This is a genomic window from Sphingopyxis sp., assembly GCF_035944815.1.
In the GTDB taxonomy this organism is placed as follows: domain Bacteria; phylum Pseudomonadota; class Alphaproteobacteria; order Sphingomonadales; family Sphingomonadaceae; genus Sphingopyxis.
The window spans coordinates 189,286-206,628 of sequence record NZ_DASZAU010000009.1 but is presented as its reverse complement, the minus strand read 5'-3'; the positions used below and the strand labels follow the sequence as shown (position 1 = coordinate 206,628).

Here is a 17,343-nt window from a genome sequence, read left to right as displayed (position 1 = left end):
CGAAGGAAAAGACATGAGCCGCCCCGGCGCCGACACCCCGATCGAAACGCGCTGGGAAGGCCGCTTCATCACCGTCAAACAACAGGGCACATGGGAATATGTCTCGCGCTCGCGCGGCATCCACGCCGCGGTGATCCTCGCGATCGACGAGGCCGACGACGGCCGCCATGTCATATTGGTCGAACAATATCGCGTGCCGCTCAAGGTTCGCTGCCTCGAACTGCCTGCGGGGCTGGTCGGGGACGAGACCGTGGGCGAAGCGTCCGAAATTGCCGCCGCGCGCGAGCTGGAGGAAGAAACCGGCTATCGCGCCGACCATTGGCGCACGGTGGGCGAATTCTACAGCTCGCCCGGCATGGTCAGCGAGAGCTTCACCCTGCTCGTCGCGACCGAATTGACCAGGGTCGGCGACGGCGGCGGAGTCGAGGGCGAGGATATCGCCGTCCACCGCGTCCCGCTGGCCGGGATCGAGGAATTTATCGCGGCGAAACGCGCCGAGGGCTGTGGGGTCGACGTCCGGGTGGCGCTGTTGCTGGCGGATGGATTGCTGGCGGGATAGCGACCGGCCGACCGGACGCTGATCGATCCTGCGTCGTCACCCCGGACTTGATCCGGGATCCATCGCAGCGCTGAAATCGTGGATCCCGGATCAAGTCCGGGACGACGAAAGTGGGTTGAACGAACGTCCGTTCACTACCCCAAAGCCGACATTCGCTTGATCAGTCGCTACCGCCCGCCGAACCGCCAGCGCAGCAGCGGGCGCGTCAGCAGCAGTCCGGCGAGGAAGCCGCCGACATGCGCCCAGATGGCGACCGCGCCGAAGCCGCCGCCGCCAGAAAAACCGACGAGCAACTGAACGACGATCCAGGCCGCGGCGAGCCACAGCGCGTGCACCGAGTAGCGGGAAATCGGCCCGATCGCCCTTGCTCGCGACCGGCCGTATATCAGCGCGAACACCGCAATCGCCGCCGAAATTGCGCCGCTGGCGCCGATCATCGGCACCCTCGACTGCGGATCGGCCAGAAATTGCGCGAACGCGCCGGCATAGGCCCCGGCGACGAGCAGGACCGCCATCACCTTTGCACCTAGCGGCGCCTCGAGCTGGCGACCGACGAACAGCAGCACGAACAGGTTGAAGACGAGGTGCATCACCCCGCCGTGCAGGAAGGCCGAACTCAGCGGCGTCAGGAAGAAGGGAAGTACCGTCCCCGGCGGCGCGATCAACTCGGCGCCGAAGCGCGCGGGAATGAAGCCCGCGCCGATAAACGCCTGCGGCTCATATCCCGTAATCGACAGGATGACGAACAGCGCGACGCAAGCGAGCGCGTACCCCGTGACGAGCGGAGCATCCTGCGGCTTCATCGCGCCGGTCCCGTCAGATGAATTCGATCTTGGTCACCAGATAATATTTGTCGCCCGCGGGCACGGTGACCTCGACCTCGTCGTCGACACGGCGGCCGATCAGCGCGCGACCGAGCGGCGAATTATAGCTGATCTTGCCGTCCTTGGCGTCGGCCTCGGCCTGCCCGACGATCTGGTAGCGGACGGGCTTGTCGTCCTCGTCGGCGAGCGTGACGGTCGCGCCGAACACGATGCGGTCGCCCGACAGCGTCGTCGGATCGATCACCTGCGCGCGCGACAGCTTGTCCTCGAGGTCGCCGATCGTCGCTTCGACCTGGCCCTGACGTTCTTTCGCTGCATGATATTCGGCATTTTCGCTAAGGTCGCCATGCGCACGCGCTTCCTCGATCGCATCGACGATCAGCGGGCGTTCGGCTTTGAGGGTCGCGAGTTGCGCGTTCAGCTTCTCATAGCCTTCTGCCAGCATCGGCACCTTTTCAACGCTTGCCATTATCCTGTTGTCCTTCGTCAATAATCCAGCGCCAGCGAAACTTCGCCGGGCGGCTGCGCCGCTGTTCCGTCAATGTCGGGGGGTGGAGCGGTATCTTCAATAATAGTCCTGAAGCGGCTTTACTTCAAGACTATGCGCGCGGAGCGCCCCGATCGCCTGCGTCGCCGCATCGCTTGCCGCGGCGGTCGTATAATAGGCGATGTCGGCCGCCAATGCCGAGGCACGGATCGACTGCGAATCCTGCAACGACTGCCAGCCTTCGGTCGTGTTGAAGATCAGCTGGACGTCGCCGTCCTTGATCCGGTCGACGATGTGCGGGCGGCCTTCGGCGACCTTGTTGACGCGCTCGACCTCGATGCCCTCGCTCGCCAGATAGTCGGCGGTGCCGCCGGTCGCGACGACCTTCCAGCCCCAGTCGGTCAGCTGTTTCACCGCGCCAAGGATGCGCGGCTTGTCGCTGTCCTTCACCGACACGAAGACGCGGCCGTCGGTCGGCAGGCGGTCGCCCGCGCCGAGCTGCGCCTTGGCGAACGCAAGGTTGAAATTGCTGTCGATCCCCATGACTTCGCCGGTGGACTTCATCTCGGGCGACAGCACCGGGTCGGTGCCGGGGAAGCGCGCGAAGGGGAAGACCGCTTCCTTGACCGCGACATGGTCGATGTCGCGGTTGATCTTCGGCAGGTCGGCGAGCTTCTCGCCCGCCATCACGCGCGCCGCAATCTTGGCGATCGGCGAGCCGACGGCCTTCGCGACGAAAGGCACCGTGCGGCTCGCGCGCGGGTTCACCTCGATCAGATAGACCTCGTCACCCTTGACCGCGAACTGGATGTTCATCAGGCCGCGCACTTCGAGCGCGCGCGCCAGCGCATCGGCCTGCCGCTCGATCTCGGCGACGATTTCGTTCGACAGGCTGTACGGCGGGATCGAGCAGGCGCTGTCGCCCGAATGCACCCCGGCTTCCTCGATATGCTGGAGCACGCCCGCGACGACGACGTCGGTGCCGTCGCACAGCGCGTCGACATCGACCTCGATCGCGTCGCGCAGATAACGGTCGATCAGCACCGGCGAGTCGCCCGACACCTGCACCGCGGTCTCGATATAATTTTCGAGCTGCGCCTGGTCGTCGACGATCTCCATCGCGCGGCCGCCGAGCACATAGGAGGGGCGCGTCAGCACCGGATAACCGATGCGCGCCGCGACCGCGACGGCTTCCTCGCGGCTGCGCGCGATGCCGTTTTCGGGCTGCTTGAGGCTGAGCTTGTTGACCAGCGCGGCGAAGCGCTCGCGGTCTTCGGCCAAGTCGATCGCATCGGGCGAGGTGCCGAGGATCGGGATGCCCGCCTCCGCCAGCGCCTGCGCGAGCTTGAGCGGCGTCTGCCCGCCGAACTGGACGATCACGCCGACGAGTTCGCCCTTCGACATCTCGACGTGCAGGATTTCGAGCACGTCCTCGGCGGTCAGTGGTTCGAAATAGAGGCGATCCGACGTGTCATAGTCGGTCGACACCGTCTCGGGGTTGCAGTTGACCATGATCGTTTCATAGCCCGCCTCTTCGAGCGCGAAGCAGGCGTGGCAGCAGCAATAGTCGAACTCGATCCCCTGCCCGATCCGGTTCGGACCGCCGCCGAGGATGACGACCTTTTTGCGATCCGACGGGTTCGCCTCATTTTCGGGCTCGCCGAAGGTCGGGGCTTCGTAGGTCGAATAGAGATAGGGCGTCTTTGCAGCGAACTCCGCCGCGCAGGTGTCGATCGTCTTGAACACCGGGCGCACGCCGAGCTTGTGGCGCAGCGCGCGCACCTCGGCCTCGGTGACGCCGCCGGTCATCGCCTTCACCGCTTCGTGGATCAGGCCGCTGCCGCGCGCGGTCGCCTGCCGCGATCCGGGACGAAGGTTCGCCGACTGGAGCGCGAGATAGGCAAGGCGCTTGTCCGAAAAGCCCATGGCCTTCAGCTTGCGCAGCCCCTCGGCATCGCGCGGCAGGCCGTTTTCGCAGACATCCTGTTCGGCGGCGACGATCTCGGCGATGCGTTCGAGGAACCACATGTCGTAGCCCGCGACACGGTTGATGTCGGCGAGCGGCAGTCCTTCACGGATCGCCTGCGCGGTGTTGAGCAGCCGGTCGGGGGTACGCTGCGCCAGTTCGTTGCGAAGCTGGTCGTGGCTCGCGCCCTTGAGGCGGTCGACGAAGTTGAAGCCCGAGAGGCCGGTCTCCAGCCCGCGCAGCGCCTTCTGCATCGATTCATGGATGGTACGGCCGATCGCCATCACCTCGCCGACCGACTTCATCGCGGTCGACAAAGTCGCCTCGGCGCCCTTGAACTTTTCGAAGGCGAAGCGCGGGATCTTGGTGACGACATAGTCGATCGTCGGTTCGAACGACGCCGGGGTCACGCCGGTGATGTCGTTCATGATCTCGTCGAGCGTGTAGCCGACCGCGAGCTTCGCGGCGACCTTGGCGATCGGAAAGCCCGTCGCCTTCGATGCGAGCGCCGACGACCGCGACACGCGCGGGTTCATCTCGATCACGATCAGGCGGCCGTCCTTGGGATTGACCGCGAACTGGACGTTCGACCCGCCGGTTTCGACGCCGATCTCGCGCAGCACCGCGATGCTCGCGTTGCGCATGATCTGATATTCCTTGTCGGTCAGCGTCAGCGCCGGCGCGACGGTGATGCTGTCGCCGGTATGCACGCCCATCGGATCGACATTTTCGATCGAACAGATGATGATGCAATTGTCCTTGCGGTCGCGCACCACCTCCATCTCATATTCTTTCCAGCCGAGGAGCGATTCCTCGATCAGGACTTCGGTGGTCGGCGAGGCGATCAGGCCGCCGCGGACGATATGTTCGAATTCCTCGCGGTTATACGCGATGCCGCCGCCGGTGCCGCCCATGGTGAAACTGGGACGGATGATCGACGGCAAGCCGGTGCGTTCGAGCACCGCGAACGCCTCGTCGAGCGTGTGCGCAATGCCCGAGCGCGCACTTTCCAGCCCGATCTTGTCCATCGCGTCGCGGAACTTGATCCGGTCCTCGGCCTTGTCGATCGCCTCGGCATCGGCGCCGATCATCTCGACGCCGTACTTGGCGAGCGTGCCGTCCTGCGCGAGCGCGAGCGCGGTGTTGAGCGCGGTCTGCCCGCCCATCGTCGGCAGCACTGCATCGGGGCGCTCTTTCGCGATGATCTTCGCGACGATCTCGGGCGTGATCGGCTCGACATAGGTCGCGTCGGCGAGGTCGGGATCGGTCATGATCGTCGCCGGGTTGGAGTTGACGAGGACGATGCGATAGCCCTCCTCCTTCAGCGCCTTGATCGCCTGCGTCCCCGAATAGTCGAACTCGCACGCCTGGCCGATAACGATCGGGCCGGCGCCGATGACGAGGATGGATTGGATGTCAGTTCTTTTGGGCATTATTTTCTTTCGTCGGCAGTCGATCTTGCTGCTTTTTGCGGAGGCGTTCACAGCGGAAGACCGCCTCGGGGTCGATATTTTCTGGTGGTTGGAATCTCGAGGGGCGTCCCGGCAGGCATTCAATCGTCGTCGGGGCTGTCCCTCGGGAAACGGAAATGGTCATTCCATTGATGCGGGCTTCCCCGATCAAACAATCAAGCCTGTCGGTCGGAACCGCATCTATCGAAACAAATGTTGATCCTGTGTGATGAAGACCGATTGAATCAGTTTCAAAACGATTGATCCCACATTTCCTAGCCAACATCGCACTGAAGGCCCCAACCTTTTCCCACGGATAATTGGCTGGTAAATCGTAGTTATCATCAGCAATTCGCAGATACAGTCGCTCTGGTTCCGCCCCTTGCGGCCACAGATTGGCGGCCGCCGCCGCCAATGCAACGGGTACGGCGCCTGCCAGCATCCAAAGGAGCGCAGAGCGATTCACCCCAACCCACCCACGAACTTCTCGAACAGGTAAAAACTATCCTGCGGGCCCGGACTGGCCTCGGGGTGATATTGCACACTGAATGCGTTCTTGCCGGTGATCGCGATGCCGCAGTTCGATCCGTCGAACAGGCTCTTGTGCGTTTCGACCACGCCCGCGGGCAAGGTCGATGCGTCGACCGCGAAGCCGTGGTTCATGCTGGTGATCTCGACCACGCCATCCTCGGCACGTTGAACCGGATGGTTCGCGCCGCGGTGGCCCTGATGCATCTTCACGGTCTTTGCGCCCGCCGCGAGACCGAGCATCTGGTGGCCGAGGCAGATGCCGAAGATCGGCACGTCGCGTTCGAGCAGGCCCTGGATCACCGGCACCGCATAATCGCCCGTCGCGGCCGGGTCGCCGGGGCCGTTCGACAGGAACACGCCCGCGGGCTTGTGGCTGAGCACTTCTTCGAGGCTCGCGGTCGCGGGGACCACGGTGACGCGCGCGCCGGCCTTTACGAGGTTGCGGAAGATATTGTCCTTTGCGCCATAATCGATCGCGACGACATGCGGCCGCTCGCCGCCGTCCTCGGTCGCATAGCCATGCCCCAGCGTCCACGCGCCGCCGGTCCAGTCGCCGGTGTCGGTGCGGCTGACCGCCTTCGCAAGGTCCATGCCCTCGAGCCCCGCCCAGCCACGCGCCATGGCGAGCAGTTCGTCGATGTCGAACTTGCCGTCGGGGCTGTGCGCGATCACGCCATTCGGCGCGCCCGCGTCGCGGATGCGGCGGGTGAGCGCGCGCGTGTCGATGCCCGCGAGCCCGATCACGCCCTGTTCGGCCATCCATTCGGGAAGCGTCTGGACGCTGCGGAAATTGCTGGGCTGCGTCGGCAGCTCGCGCGTGATCGCGCCGAGCGCGCCGTGGACGCCGCGTTCCATATCCTCGGGGTTCGCGCCGACATTGCCGATGTGCGGGAAGGTGAAGGTGACGATCTGCCCCGCATAGGAGGGGTCGGTCAGGATTTCCTGATAACCCGTCATCGACGTGTTGAAACAAATCTCGCCCACAGCAGCGCCGCTCGCGCCGTAACCCACGCCCCACAGGATCGTGCCATCGGCAAGGACAAGGACGCCGGTGGCGCCCGAGGGCTGGGCCGCAGGCGCGGCAGAGGGGTTGGCAGGTGCCATTCAAAATGCTCCGGACGGGGGGCTAAACGGCCGACCAAGTAGGAGGCAAAAAAGTGATTCACAAGCTATCGGATTAGGAAACTTCTCGCTAGAGAGGGCCTTTCCGAAATTTGCAGCGCATGGGGACACGCATGATTCGTGACGACATCAAGGCTGCGCAGGTCGCCGCGATGAAAGCCGGCGACAAGGCGCGTTTGGGCACCATCCGGCTGATGCTGGCCAAGATCAAGGACAAGGACATCGAGCTCCGCACCGGCACCGCGCCGGCCGACGACGATGTGCTCGTCACCGACGTGCTGCAGAAAATGGTCAAGCAGCGCCGCGAATCGATCACCATGTACGAACAGGGCGGCCGCCAGGAACTCGCCGACATCGAGGCGGCCGAGGTCGTCGTGATCGAGGATTTCCTGCCCGCACAGCTTTCCGAGGCCGATGCGACCGCGGCGATCAAGGCGATCGTCGACGAACTTGGCGCGACGAGCCCGAAGGACATGGGCAAGGTGATGGCCGCGGTGAAGGACCGGCTCGGCAGCCAGCTCGACATGAGCAAGGCGAGTGGGTGGGTGAAGGCGGCGCTCTCGTAAGAAGACACGCCCTCCCCTAGCCCCTCCCGCAAGCGGGAGGGGAACTGGCTGGGCCGCGAGCGCATATTCTCCCCTCCCGCTTGCGGGAGGGGTCGGGGGAGGGCCTGTTTGGATAAGGGCTACAAACGACCGACCATGCGCTCCCGCGAACTCCGCCTGAACGCTACTCCAGCGGAACGGAAACTCTGGGAGCAATTGAGCGCACGCAAAGTAGTCGGCATCCGCTTCAATCGCCAATTTCCGATCGGCCCGTTCATTTGTGATTTTGTCTCGCGGTCGGCCAAACTCATCATCGAAGTCGATGGCGGCCAGCACGCGGTTGATGTAGAAAAAGACCGAGCGCGCACGGCCTATCTGGAAGCACAGGGATATAGAGTGATCCGGTTCTGGAACAATGATGTGCTGGAGCGGATCGAAGGCGTCGTGATTGAAATCGAACGCGTGCTTGCGGACATGCCCTCCCCTAACCCCTCCCGCAAGCGGGAGGGGGAAGCTTGACCCTCACCCCGCAATGGCTGGACGAACTCCGCTCGCGGATCACGCTGTCGACGCTCATCGGGCGGACGGTGAAGGTCACGCGCGCGGGGCGCGAGTATAAGGCGTGCTGCCCCTTCCATAACGAGAAGACGCCAAGCTTCACGATCAACGACGAAAAGGGCTTCTATCACTGCTTCGGTTGCAGCGCGCATGGCGATGCGATCCGCTGGATGACCGACCAGCGCGGCCTCAGCTTCATGGACGCGGTGAAGGAGCTGGCCGCCGAAGCCGGCATGGAGGTTCCGGCCGCCGATCCGCGCGCCGCGAAAAAGGCCGAGGAGCAGGCGAGCCTGCGCGACGTGACGCAGGCGGCCGCCGACTGGTTCACGCAGCAGCTCGGCAGCAGCAACGGTACGCCCGCGCGCGAGTATCTCGCCAAGCGCGGTATTTCGGAGGCGACGCGCAAGGCGTTCGGCTTCGGCCTTGCGCCCGAGAGCCGGAGTGCGCTCAAGGAAGCGCTCAAGAAATTCCCGACCGCGATGCTCGTCGAGGCGGGAATGCTCATCGCAGTCGACGACAAGGAGCCCTACGACCGCTTCCGCGGCCGTCTGATGATCCCGATCCGCGACGCGCGCGGTCGGGTGATCGCGTTCGGGGGACGCATCCTCGGCGACGGCGAGCCCAAATATCTGAACTCGCCCGACACGCCGCTCTTCGACAAGGGGCGCACGCTCTATAATCTCGACAAGGCGAGCCCCGCGTCGCGGCAGACGAACCGGATCATCGTCGTCGAAGGCTATATGGACGTGATCGCGCTCGCCGAGGCGGGGATCGCCGACGCGGTCGCGCCGCTCGGCACCGCGCTCACCGAAAACCAGCTCGGGATGATCTGGCGCATGGTGCCCGTGCCGGTGCTCTGCTTCGACGGCGACGCCGCAGGACAGAAGGCCGCGATGCGCGCCGCGATGCGCGCGCTGCCCCTCCTCCGCCCGGGCTTCAGTCTTGCCTTCGCAACGCTGCCTGCGGGACAGGATCCCGACGACCTCGTCCGCGCGCGGGGCGCTTCGGGCTTCGTCGACATCCTGGACGAAGCGCAGCCGCTCGTCGAGCGCCTGTGGGCGCACGAGGTCGCCGCCGGGCCGCTCGCGACGCCCGAAGAACGCGCCGCGCTCAAGACGCGCCTGCTCGCGCACGCCGACGCGATCGAGGATGCCGACGTGCGACACCATTACCGCGAGGCGTTTCGCGAACGGCTCGACACGCTGTTCGCGCGCAAACAGCCTGAGCGCGGCGTGCGCCAGCCCTGGACCCCGAACGCGCCGCGCGGCGGATTCGGTGGAGGGGGACGTCGCTTCGCGCCCGATCCGCGGTTGCAACCTCCGGCGGACGAAACGCGTTTCATCGGGCAGGCCGGGATCGCGGCACCGCTGATCGCCGCGCTGATCGGCGGATTGCTGCGCTATCCCGCGGTTATCCGGCGCCACGACGAGGAACTGGCGCGACTGTCGATCGGCGATCCGGCCGACGCCGAACTGCTCGACGCGATGCTTGACATCGCGATGCGGCAGGAAGGGCTTGATTGCGAGGGGTTGCTTGCCATATTGGAGCCAATGAAAGTGTATAATAGGGCGACGACATTGCTCCGAGCCGATGGAATGCACTTCTCATTCAATCGCTCGCCGAAGAAGAATGAGGCCATCGATCATGATCGGGCGCAGAGGGAACTTTCGGAGTTCATCTCTCTCGTAAACACGCAGGCGGAGCTGAAAATGCGTCGTTTGCAAGCCGATGAGATCGCCAGGGCCAGACTCGATGACCAATCCATCGCGGAGCAGAACCGGCTGCGGGCGATGGATGAAGACCTGATGCACCGGCTCCAGGCGTTACGCGAAAGCGGCGCCTAGAACCGAAACCCCTTATTGCCCCAAGGCAAGGAACAAGAATGGCCACCAAGAACACCGCCGCCGAAACCGATACCGACGCCCCGCTGATCGACCTCAACGAGGCCGACGTCAAAAAGCTGATCGCGCGCGGCAAGAAGCGCGGTTACCTGACCTACGACGAGCTGAATGCGGCGCTGCCGCAGGACGAGATGTCGTCCGAGCAGATCGAGGATATCATGTCGGCGATCTCCGACATGGGCATCAACATCGTCGAAAGCGACGAGGATGTGCAGGAAGAGGCCGACCAGGAAGCCGACGACGATGTCGACGTCAGCGCCGGCACGGGGTCGGTGTCGAACCCCGCGATCGAGAAGAAGAAGGAAACGGTCGATCGCACCGACGATCCCGTTCGCATGTACCTGCGCGAAATGGGCGCGGTCGAACTGCTCAGCCGCGAAGGCGAAATCGCGATCGCGAAGCGTATCGAGGCAGGCCGCGACACGATGATCCTCGGGCTGTGCGAAAGCCCGCTGACCTTCAACGCAATCATCGACTGGTCGACCGCGCTCAACAATGGCGACATGCAGTTGCGCGAGATCGTCGATCTCGAAGCGATGCTGTCGAAGGACCCGGCGCCCGAAAACCTCGATGAGGAAGGCGCCGAGGACGATGGCGAGATCAGCGAAAAGACCGCCGGCGTCTCGTTCAAGGACGAGGACGAGGTCGAGGAAGAACCCTCGGCCGACGGCGACGACGAAGACGGCGAAGGCTCGTCGGGCAAGCGCGAGAATTTCGAGGAAGACGAGGAAGACAACACCCTCAGCCTCGCGGCGATGGAAGAGCTGCTGAAGCCCGACGCGCTCGAGAAGTTCGCGAACATCACCAAGAGTTTCAAGGCCTTCTCGAAGCTGCAGGAAGCGCGCCTCGAATCGCTCTCTGGCGGCGAGGAATTCCCCGCAGCGTCGGAAAAGAAGTACCACAAGCTGCGCGAAGAACTCACCGCGCAGGTCGAGAGCGTGCAGTTCCACGGCACCAAGATCGAATATCTCGTCGACCAGCTCTACAGCTATAACCGCCGCCTGACCGCACTCGGCGGCCAGATGCTGCGTCTCGCCGAGCGCCACAAGGTGCCGCGCAAGTCGTTCCTCGACAATTATGTCGGGCGCGAGCTCGAAGAGAATTGGCTCGAGGACGTCGGGACGATCGACAAGAAATGGGCTGCCTTCGCCGAGAATGAAGGCGGCGCGGTCGACCGCATCCGCATCGAGATTTCGGAAATCGCGCAGGCGGCGGGCATGAGCCTGACCGAATTCCGCCGCGTCGTGAACATGGTCCAGAAGGGCGAGCGCGAGGCGCGCATCGCCAAGAAGGAAATGGTCGAAGCGAACCTCCGCCTCGTGATCTCGATCGCCAAGAAGTACACGAACCGCGGCCTGCAGTTCCTCGACCTCATCCAGGAAGGCAATATCGGCCTGATGAAGGCGGTCGACAAGTTCGAGTACCGCCGCGGCTACAAATTCTCGACCTATGCGACCTGGTGGATCCGGCAGGCGATCACCCGATCGATCGCCGACCAGGCGCGTACGATCCGTATCCCGGTCCATATGATCGAGACGATCAACAAGCTCGTGCGCTGCAGCCGCCAGTTCCTCCATGAGAGCGGCCGCGAGCCGACGCCCGAGGAAATGGCCGAGCGCCTGTCGATGCCGCTCGAAAAGGTTCGCAAGGTGATGAAGATCGCCAAGGAGCCGATCAGCCTCGAAACGCCGATCGGCGACGAGGAAGACAGCCACCTCGGCGATTTCATCGAGGACAAGAACGCCGTCATCCCGGTCGATGCCGCGGTGCAGTCGAACCTCAAGGAAACGGTGACCCGAGTCCTGGCGTCGCTCACCCCGCGCGAGGAACGTGTTCTCCGCATGCGCTTCGGCATCGGCATGAACACCGACCACACGCTCGAAGAAGTGGGTCAGCAGTTCAGCGTGACGCGCGAACGTATCCGCCAGATCGAGGCGAAGGCGCTCCGCAAGCTGAAGCACCCGTCGCGCAGCCGCAAGATGCGCAGCTTCCTCGACCAGTAAGCCCTTCGGATCCTCGAAACATCAGACGCCCCGCCCTCACCGGCGGGGCGTTCTATTTTGCACTTTGGATCAAAGTCTTGATCCGATGCTGCGCCGCACAATTTTTCGGCAGCGCCTTCTTTAAATCTTCATCTTCGCGCCCCAGATAGCCCCCGTCGTCGCGATGCAGAGGGCTTCATGATCGGTTCAGGCGTGACCCATCAAATGGCAACTGTTCCCATTCGTTGGGAAAGGATTCACGAGGACTGAAGGGAAGCCTGTCGGGGCGAGACAGGAAAAGCCCGGAAATTCGAGGGACTGCACAAATTGGCACGGCCTTTGCGATGCTTTCGACATCGGCACGGGGCGATGCCCGCAGCCAAAGGGAAAGACGAAAAAATGGAAAACGAAACCACCAACCTCTTCCGCCGCCGCGACACCTTCTTCGGTATCTGCGAGGCCGTTGGCCAGGATTTTGGCTTCAACCCCCTGTGGCTCCGCCTCGCGTTCATCGCGCCGCTCTTCTTCTTCCCCGCGCAGACCTTCATGGCCTATTTCGCGCTCGGTCTCGTCGTGCTCGCATCGCGGCTGATCTTCCCCGCGAAGACGGCAGCGCCGGCCCAGCCCGCGCTGAATGCTATCGAAACCGAAGCGCCGAAGACCGACAAGGTCGAGGAACTCGCGCTCGCAGCTTGAGCGGTACCGGCCGGGCATCCCTCTCCCCGTCTGGCCTCTCCGCTCCGATGGCGCCCCGGCGCCATAGACGGGGCCGGCAAGCTCTCCCCGGTGCTTGCCGGCCCCCTTGCCTTCCGGCGGACTTGTCCCTGACTGGAACAGGAAAAATTCGGATCGATCCGCCGCTTATAAACGCGACGTTTACGACGTTGGCTTATGACCGATCGCTGACATTCCATCGGCTTGGGCCCGGCGCCCAACCACAGCGAGGATCGAGCGTTGAGCCCATCGACACAGCCCAAGCTGCAGACGCGCGGCGTCGCCGAAATGCTCGATTCGCTGGTCGCCAGCGACGGCACCGGCGCGCACCCGCACGTCCGCTCGGGCGCGCTGTCGAACGGCCCCGAGGCGATGCGCAATCTCGCCGATGCCGTACACTTCCTCTGCCTCCTCCACGGCCGCCATCCGGGCGTGATCGACAATGCCGCACGCAAGGCGGTCGATCCCGCATCGCGCCAATGGATGGACGAAGCAGCCGACGCATTTGCCCTCGAACGCGCCTTCCTGTCGAAGATCGCCTCGGCGGTCGGCCCGGTGCCGAGCACGCAGGGGCAGGCCCAGTGCGAAGCCGCGGTCGCCGCGCAGCGCAAGGCAATCGACATGCTCGCGGAATCGGATCGCCATGGTTGCGCGGTCGGCGCGGCGATCGCGCTGACGCTCGACTGGCGGACGATCCGCGTCCTGCTCGATATCAGCGCGCAACGGCTCGATCTGGCACCCCCGACCTGTGCCCTTCCCGACCTGCGCGAAACCGCACGGCTGGCGGGCACGGTCGCCGACGGCAACCCCGCGGTCGAGCGCGCGATGGTGTTCGGCGCGCAGCAGCTGATCACCCAGCACAGCGGCCTGTGGGACCTGATGTCGGTTCGCGCCGCGAGCCGCGTCCACCCCTGACCGTACGCGCGCGGCGCGCCCTCGAACGGGAGTCCGCTTGCACCGCTTCCCCGTCGCCGCTATGCCTACTTGACGTTCACGTTAAGGGAAAGGCTGCGAGCCGATGCGTTTCGAAGGTACCAGCGCCTATATCGCCACCGACGACCTGAAGGTCGCGGTCAATGCCGCGACCTTGCTGCGCCGTCCGCTGCTCGTGAAGGGCGAACCCGGCACCGGCAAGACCGTGCTCGCCGAAGAGATCGCCAAGGCGTTCGACGCGCCGCTGATCACCTGGAACATCAAATCGACGACGAAGGCGCAGCAGGGCCTTTACGAATATGACGCGGTGGCGCGCCTGCGCGACGGCCAGCTCGGCGAAGAGCGCGTCCACGACATCCGCAACTATATCCGCAAGGGCAAATTGTGGGAGGCGTTCACCTCGCCCAAGCTCCCCGTCCTGCTGATCGACGAGATCGACAAGGCCGACATCGAATTCCCGAACGACCTGCTTCAGGAACTCGATCGCATGGCGTTCCATGTCTATGAGACCGACGAGACAATCGTCGCAAAGGAGCGCCCGATCGTCGTCATCACCTCGAACAACGAGAAAGAATTGCCCGACGCTTTCCTGCGTCGTTGCTTCTTCCATTATATCAAATTCCCCGACCGCGACACGATGGCCGAGATCGTCGAGGTTCACTTCCCCGGAATCCAGAAGACGCTCGTCAGCCGCGCAATGGACATCTTCTATGAGGTTCGCGAAGTCCCCGGCCTCAAGAAAAAGCCCTCGACCAGCGAGCTGATCGACTGGCTCAAGCTGCTGCTCAACGAGGATATGCCGCTCGAGGTGCTCCAGAACCGCGACGTCGGCAAGGCGATCCCGCCGCTCCACGGCGCGCTGCTCAAGAATGAGCAGGATGTGATGCTGTTCGAAAAGCTCGCCTTCATGGCGCGCCGTCAGGGCAGTTGATGCGCTACACCGGCCGCTGTTCGTGCGGCGCGGTCCAGGTTCGTATCGACGGCGAGGCGCTCGCGGTTCGCCAATGCTGGTGCGGGCGCTGCCAGAAGATCGCAGCAGGCGGCGCGACGCACAATGCCATCTTCCGGACCGAAGATATCGTCGTAGACGGGATTCTGGCATCGGATAGCTATATCGCCGACAGCGGCAATACGCTGACCCGGTCGCATTGCCCTATATGCGGCACGCCGATGTTCAGCGCCTCGTCGGCGCGGCCCCAGATGCGCGTGGTGCGTCTCGGGGTACTCGACCAGCCGCATGATCTGAAACCCACGATGGCGATCTGGACGAGCGAAGCGCCCGCCTGGGCGACGATCGATCCGGCCATGGATCGATATCCGGCGCAGCCGCCGGCGCCGCCCGGCCCTCAGAGCTGATAGGCAACCTCGACGTCGCCCCAGCGGCGACCGTTGATCACCGCAGGCATATAGACGTTGCGCACCGTCAGATAATTGATGCCGTCGCCTTCCTGGCGATAGACGGTCATGAAGAAGGGCGCGGTGCTGCGCTTGGCCGCCAGGTCGGTTTCGTCGAGCAGAATGCGACCGTTTCGACAGTGCGCGGTGTCATGTTCGAGTTCGCCGGTCGGCGCGCGCGAGCAGTCGGTGATGTGGGTAGGCAAAAAACCGTTCATATCGCCCGCGGACGACATCTTGATCTCGGGGTGGCTCGCGACGATACGATCGAACAGCGGACGCCAGTTGGCATCTGCCCAGTCACAGAGCGTGGTACGGAAGCGTTCGGGGTTCGAGCCCGGAACGCGCACATAATTCACATCGAAAAGCTGCTCCGTCGTCAACTCGCCGCGCGCGATCGCGGTTTCGGCAAGACCGACGAATTCGTCACGCACTTTCGCTGCCAGTTCGACGATCGCCGAATCCTGTGGGCTGACCCCCGCCGAAATCACTGCGTTGAACATGCGGTTCGACACATGCTCCATCGACAGGATCGAATCGCGGGTGCCGTCGAGGGTCGAACTATTGTCGCGCACCGACGTGACGACGCTGTCGAGCGCCTCGCGTACCTTCGCGCCATTGGCATGCACCATCGCGCTCGACTGCGCGATCCGGTCGCTCTGGTCGTCGAGCAGCGCGACGAGATGCGTCGCGTCGTGCAGCGCGTCGGTAATCGTTTCGAACTGCGCCTCGGCGCGGCTCGACTGTTCGACGCCGGTCTGGATCTCCGCGACAAGCCCGCTCGCCTCGGCGGCGAGGCTGCCGATGCTGCGGCGGATTTCGTCGGTCGCGCCGCGCGTATTCTGCGCAAGCTTCTTCACCTCGGCCGCGACGACCGCAAAGGTCCGGCCGGCATCGCCCGCGCGCTCGGCCTCGATCGCGGCATTGAGCGCCAGCATGTTGGTGGTCTTGGCGATCGACTCGATCGACTGGCTCACCTGCTGCACCTGCTCCATCACCGCGGCGAAATTGGTGACGTGCGTGCCGAGGCGCGCGACAAGATCGATGACCGAGCGGAACTCGGTAACGGCGGCGTTGACGCGTTCGGCCCCGGCATCGAGCTGTTCGCACGCACGCGCCGACAACAGCTTCGCCTCATCGGTCGAATCGGCGATCTGGCGCTGATCGGCCTCGAGGCTGACGACATATTCCTCGAGCCGGCCAAGCTCGCCGATCTGGCGCTCCATCTGCTCGGTCGAACGCTTGATCCGTCCCGCGGCGTCGCTGCAACCCACCGCCAGTTCGCCGCAGTCGCTTGCAACCGACTGGTCGAGCAGTTGTGCGGCCGGGTTGATCGGATCGAATTTCATTGGCTTGCCCACGTCCCTGGATGATCGACGAGCTATGCCGGAGATTGGTTAACGGGGCGTCAATGGAAGGCGGCCGGAGCGAGCGGAGGCTCGCCCCGGCACAATCCTTATCCGCGAATGAAGGCGAGCATATCCGCGTTGATCTCGTCGGCGTTGGTCGCCGCCATGCCGTGCGGATAGCCTTCGTAGGTCTTGAGCACGCCCTTCGCGAGCAGCTTCGCCGACAGCGGCGCCGAGTCCGCATAAGGAACGACCTGGTCGTCGGTGCCGTGCATGACCAGCGTCGGGACCGCGATTGCCTTCAAATCTTCGGTGAAGTCGGTTTCGGAAAAAGCCTTGATGCAGTCATAATGCGCCTTGGCGCTACCGACCATGCCTTGGCGCCACCAGTTCTGGACCAGCCCCTTGCTGATCTTCGCGCCATCGCGGTTGAAGCCGTAGAAGGGGCCCGAGGCGATATCGAGGTAGAATTGCGAGCGATCGGCGGCGAGCGCCTTGCGGAACCCGTCGAAGACCTCGATCGGCAGGCCGCCCGGGTTGCTCGCCTTCCGGACCATCACCGGCGGCACGGCACCGACGAGGATCAGTTTCGAAACCGTACCCGGCCGTGCGCGCGCGACATAATGCGCGGCTTCACCGCCGCCGGTCGAATGGCCGATATGCACCGCGCCCTTGAGCCCCAGCGCGGCGACCAGCGCCGCGACGTCGGCGGCATAGGTGTCCATGTCGTTCCCCGTGTCGGTCTGGGTCGAACGGCCATGGCCGCGCCGGTCGTGCGCGATCACGCGATAACCCTGTGCGAGGAAGAAGAGCAGCTGGTTGTCCCATTCGTCGGCGGTCAGCGGCCAGCCGTGATGGAAGACGAGCGGCTGGGCATCGCGTGGTCCCCAATCCTTGTAAAAAATCTGCACGCCGTCGGCTGCGGTAATGAAATTCATCGGATGTGCTCCTTGGTTGGCGGAAGGGAGAGAGGCACCGAAACCCGCGCCGGGCCATGAAAGGCTGCCGGCGATCGCCATGGCGCCG

Annotated in this window: 16 protein-coding genes; 9 read left to right on the top strand and 7 right to left on the bottom strand. The window is 64.2% G+C overall.

Features of this window, described 5'->3' with window-relative positions; all coding sequences use genetic code 11:
- The first annotated feature begins 13 nt into the window (after positions 1-13).
- Complete coding sequence (locus VGU00_RS11890) at positions 14-559, top strand: NUDIX hydrolase (RefSeq protein ID WP_327468727.1); 546 nt, start codon at positions 14-16, stop codon at positions 557-559.
- A gap of 167 nt (positions 560-726) precedes the next feature.
- On the opposite strand, the gene VGU00_RS11885 is transcribed toward VGU00_RS11890, so the two are convergent.
- The 5 genes from VGU00_RS11885 to carA form a co-directional block, all read right to left on the bottom strand.
- Positions 727-1,362 carry a rhomboid family intramembrane serine protease gene (locus VGU00_RS11885; RefSeq protein ID WP_327468725.1) on the bottom strand — a complete coding sequence of 212 codons (636 nt, stop codon included), beginning with the start codon at positions 1,360-1,362 and terminating at the stop codon, positions 727-729.
- A gap of 13 nt (positions 1,363-1,375) precedes the next feature.
- Positions 1,376-1,852 carry a transcription elongation factor GreA gene (gene greA / locus VGU00_RS11880; RefSeq protein WP_327455418.1) on the bottom strand — a complete coding sequence of 159 codons (477 nt, stop codon included), beginning with the start codon at positions 1,850-1,852 and terminating at the stop codon, positions 1,376-1,378.
- 96 nt (positions 1,853-1,948) lie between these two features.
- On the bottom strand, positions 1,949-5,269 hold the full coding sequence (gene carB / locus VGU00_RS11875; RefSeq protein WP_327468723.1) for a carbamoyl-phosphate synthase large subunit: 3,321 nt from the start codon (positions 5,267-5,269) through the stop codon (positions 1,949-1,951).
- Positions 5,253-5,753: a hypothetical protein gene (locus VGU00_RS11870; protein ID WP_327468721.1), complete on the bottom strand. Its 501-nt coding sequence runs from the start codon at positions 5,751-5,753 to the stop codon at positions 5,253-5,255. Before VGU00_RS11870 ends, carB begins: the two co-directional genes overlap by 17 nt.
- Positions 5,750-6,922, bottom strand: coding sequence for a glutamine-hydrolyzing carbamoyl-phosphate synthase small subunit (gene carA, locus VGU00_RS11865; RefSeq protein WP_327468719.1), 1,173 nt, complete (start codon positions 6,920-6,922; stop codon positions 5,750-5,752). Before carA ends, VGU00_RS11870 begins: the two co-directional genes overlap by 4 nt.
- A gap of 131 nt (positions 6,923-7,053) precedes the next feature.
- On the opposite strand from carA, the gene VGU00_RS11860 reads away from it, so the two are divergent.
- The 8 genes from VGU00_RS11860 to VGU00_RS11825 all read left to right on the top strand — a co-directional run bounded on the left by VGU00_RS11860 (position 7,054) and on the right by VGU00_RS11825 (position 14,929).
- Positions 7,054-7,506 carry a GatB/YqeY domain-containing protein gene (locus VGU00_RS11860; RefSeq protein WP_327468717.1) on the top strand — a complete coding sequence of 151 codons (453 nt, stop codon included), beginning with the start codon at positions 7,054-7,056 and terminating at the stop codon, positions 7,504-7,506.
- 108 nt (positions 7,507-7,614) lie between these two features.
- Positions 7,615-8,004, top strand: a complete 390-nt coding sequence (locus VGU00_RS11855) for an endonuclease domain-containing protein (RefSeq protein ID WP_327468715.1) — start codon at positions 7,615-7,617, stop codon at positions 8,002-8,004.
- Positions 8,001-9,887, top strand: coding sequence for a DNA primase (dnaG, locus tag VGU00_RS11850; protein WP_327468714.1), 1,887 nt, complete (start codon positions 8,001-8,003; stop codon positions 9,885-9,887). Before VGU00_RS11855 ends, dnaG begins: the two co-directional genes overlap by 4 nt.
- A gap of 38 nt (positions 9,888-9,925) precedes the next feature.
- Positions 9,926-11,947, top strand: coding sequence for an RNA polymerase sigma factor RpoD (gene rpoD, locus VGU00_RS11845; protein ID WP_327468712.1), 2,022 nt, complete (start codon positions 9,926-9,928; stop codon positions 11,945-11,947).
- A gap of 378 nt (positions 11,948-12,325) precedes the next feature.
- Entirely contained in the window at positions 12,326-12,622 is a 297-nt protein-coding gene (locus VGU00_RS11840) for a PspC domain-containing protein (protein WP_327468710.1), read from the top strand.
- A gap of 258 nt (positions 12,623-12,880) precedes the next feature.
- Positions 12,881-13,555 carry a DUF6975 family protein gene (locus tag VGU00_RS11835; protein ID WP_327468708.1) on the top strand — a complete coding sequence of 225 codons (675 nt, stop codon included), beginning with the start codon at positions 12,881-12,883 and terminating at the stop codon, positions 13,553-13,555.
- A 103-nt stretch (positions 13,556-13,658) separates the two neighbouring features.
- Positions 13,659-14,504 (top strand): AAA family ATPase, encoded by an 846-nt coding sequence (locus tag VGU00_RS11830; protein ID WP_054730929.1) that lies wholly within the window; start codon positions 13,659-13,661, stop codon positions 14,502-14,504.
- Positions 14,504-14,929, top strand: a complete 426-nt coding sequence (locus VGU00_RS11825; RefSeq protein ID WP_327468705.1) for a GFA family protein — start codon at positions 14,504-14,506, stop codon at positions 14,927-14,929. Before VGU00_RS11830 ends, VGU00_RS11825 begins: the two co-directional genes overlap by 1 nt.
- Here VGU00_RS11825 and VGU00_RS11820 read toward each other — a convergent pair.
- Positions 14,920-16,317: a methyl-accepting chemotaxis protein gene (locus VGU00_RS11820; RefSeq protein ID WP_327468703.1), complete on the bottom strand. Its 1,398-nt coding sequence runs from the start codon at positions 16,315-16,317 to the stop codon at positions 14,920-14,922. The two genes, VGU00_RS11825 and VGU00_RS11820, sit on opposite strands and share 10 nt — an antisense overlap.
- Positions 16,318-16,424: 107 nt before the next feature.
- Positions 16,425-17,255: an alpha/beta hydrolase gene (locus tag VGU00_RS11815; RefSeq protein ID WP_327468701.1), complete on the bottom strand. Its 831-nt coding sequence runs from the start codon at positions 17,253-17,255 to the stop codon at positions 16,425-16,427.
- Positions 17,256-17,343 lie beyond the last annotated feature (88 nt).

What these genes read in the sequence shown, in the direction of transcription:
- VGU00_RS11890 (WP_327468727.1), top strand. Translation starts at nt 14, where the DNA reads ATGAGCCGCCCCGGCGCCGACACCCCGATCGAAACGCGCTGGGAAGGC.
- VGU00_RS11885 (WP_327468725.1), bottom strand. Translation starts at nt 1,362, where the DNA reads ATGAAGCCGCAGGATGCTCCGCTCGTCACGGGGTACGCGCTCGCTTGC.
- greA (WP_327455418.1), bottom strand. Translation starts at nt 1,852, where the DNA reads ATGGCAAGCGTTGAAAAGGTGCCGATGCTGGCAGAAGGCTATGAGAAG.
- carB (WP_327468723.1), bottom strand. Translation starts at nt 5,269, where the DNA reads ATGCCCAAAAGAACTGACATCCAATCCATCCTCGTCATCGGCGCCGGC.
- carA (WP_327468719.1), bottom strand. Translation starts at nt 6,922, where the DNA reads ATGGCACCTGCCAACCCCTCTGCCGCGCCTGCGGCCCAGCCCTCGGGC.
- VGU00_RS11860 (WP_327468717.1), top strand. Translation starts at nt 7,054, where the DNA reads ATGATTCGTGACGACATCAAGGCTGCGCAGGTCGCCGCGATGAAAGCC.
- rpoD (WP_327468712.1), top strand. Translation starts at nt 9,926, where the DNA reads ATGGCCACCAAGAACACCGCCGCCGAAACCGATACCGACGCCCCGCTG.
- VGU00_RS11840 (WP_327468710.1), top strand. Translation starts at nt 12,326, where the DNA reads ATGGAAAACGAAACCACCAACCTCTTCCGCCGCCGCGACACCTTCTTC.
- VGU00_RS11830 (WP_054730929.1), top strand. Translation starts at nt 13,659, where the DNA reads ATGCGTTTCGAAGGTACCAGCGCCTATATCGCCACCGACGACCTGAAG.
- VGU00_RS11825 (WP_327468705.1), top strand. Translation starts at nt 14,504, where the DNA reads ATGCGCTACACCGGCCGCTGTTCGTGCGGCGCGGTCCAGGTTCGTATC.
- VGU00_RS11820 (WP_327468703.1), bottom strand. Translation starts at nt 16,317, where the DNA reads ATGAAATTCGATCCGATCAACCCGGCCGCACAACTGCTCGACCAGTCG.
- VGU00_RS11815 (WP_327468701.1), bottom strand. Translation starts at nt 17,255, where the DNA reads ATGAATTTCATTACCGCAGCCGACGGCGTGCAGATTTTTTACAAGGAT.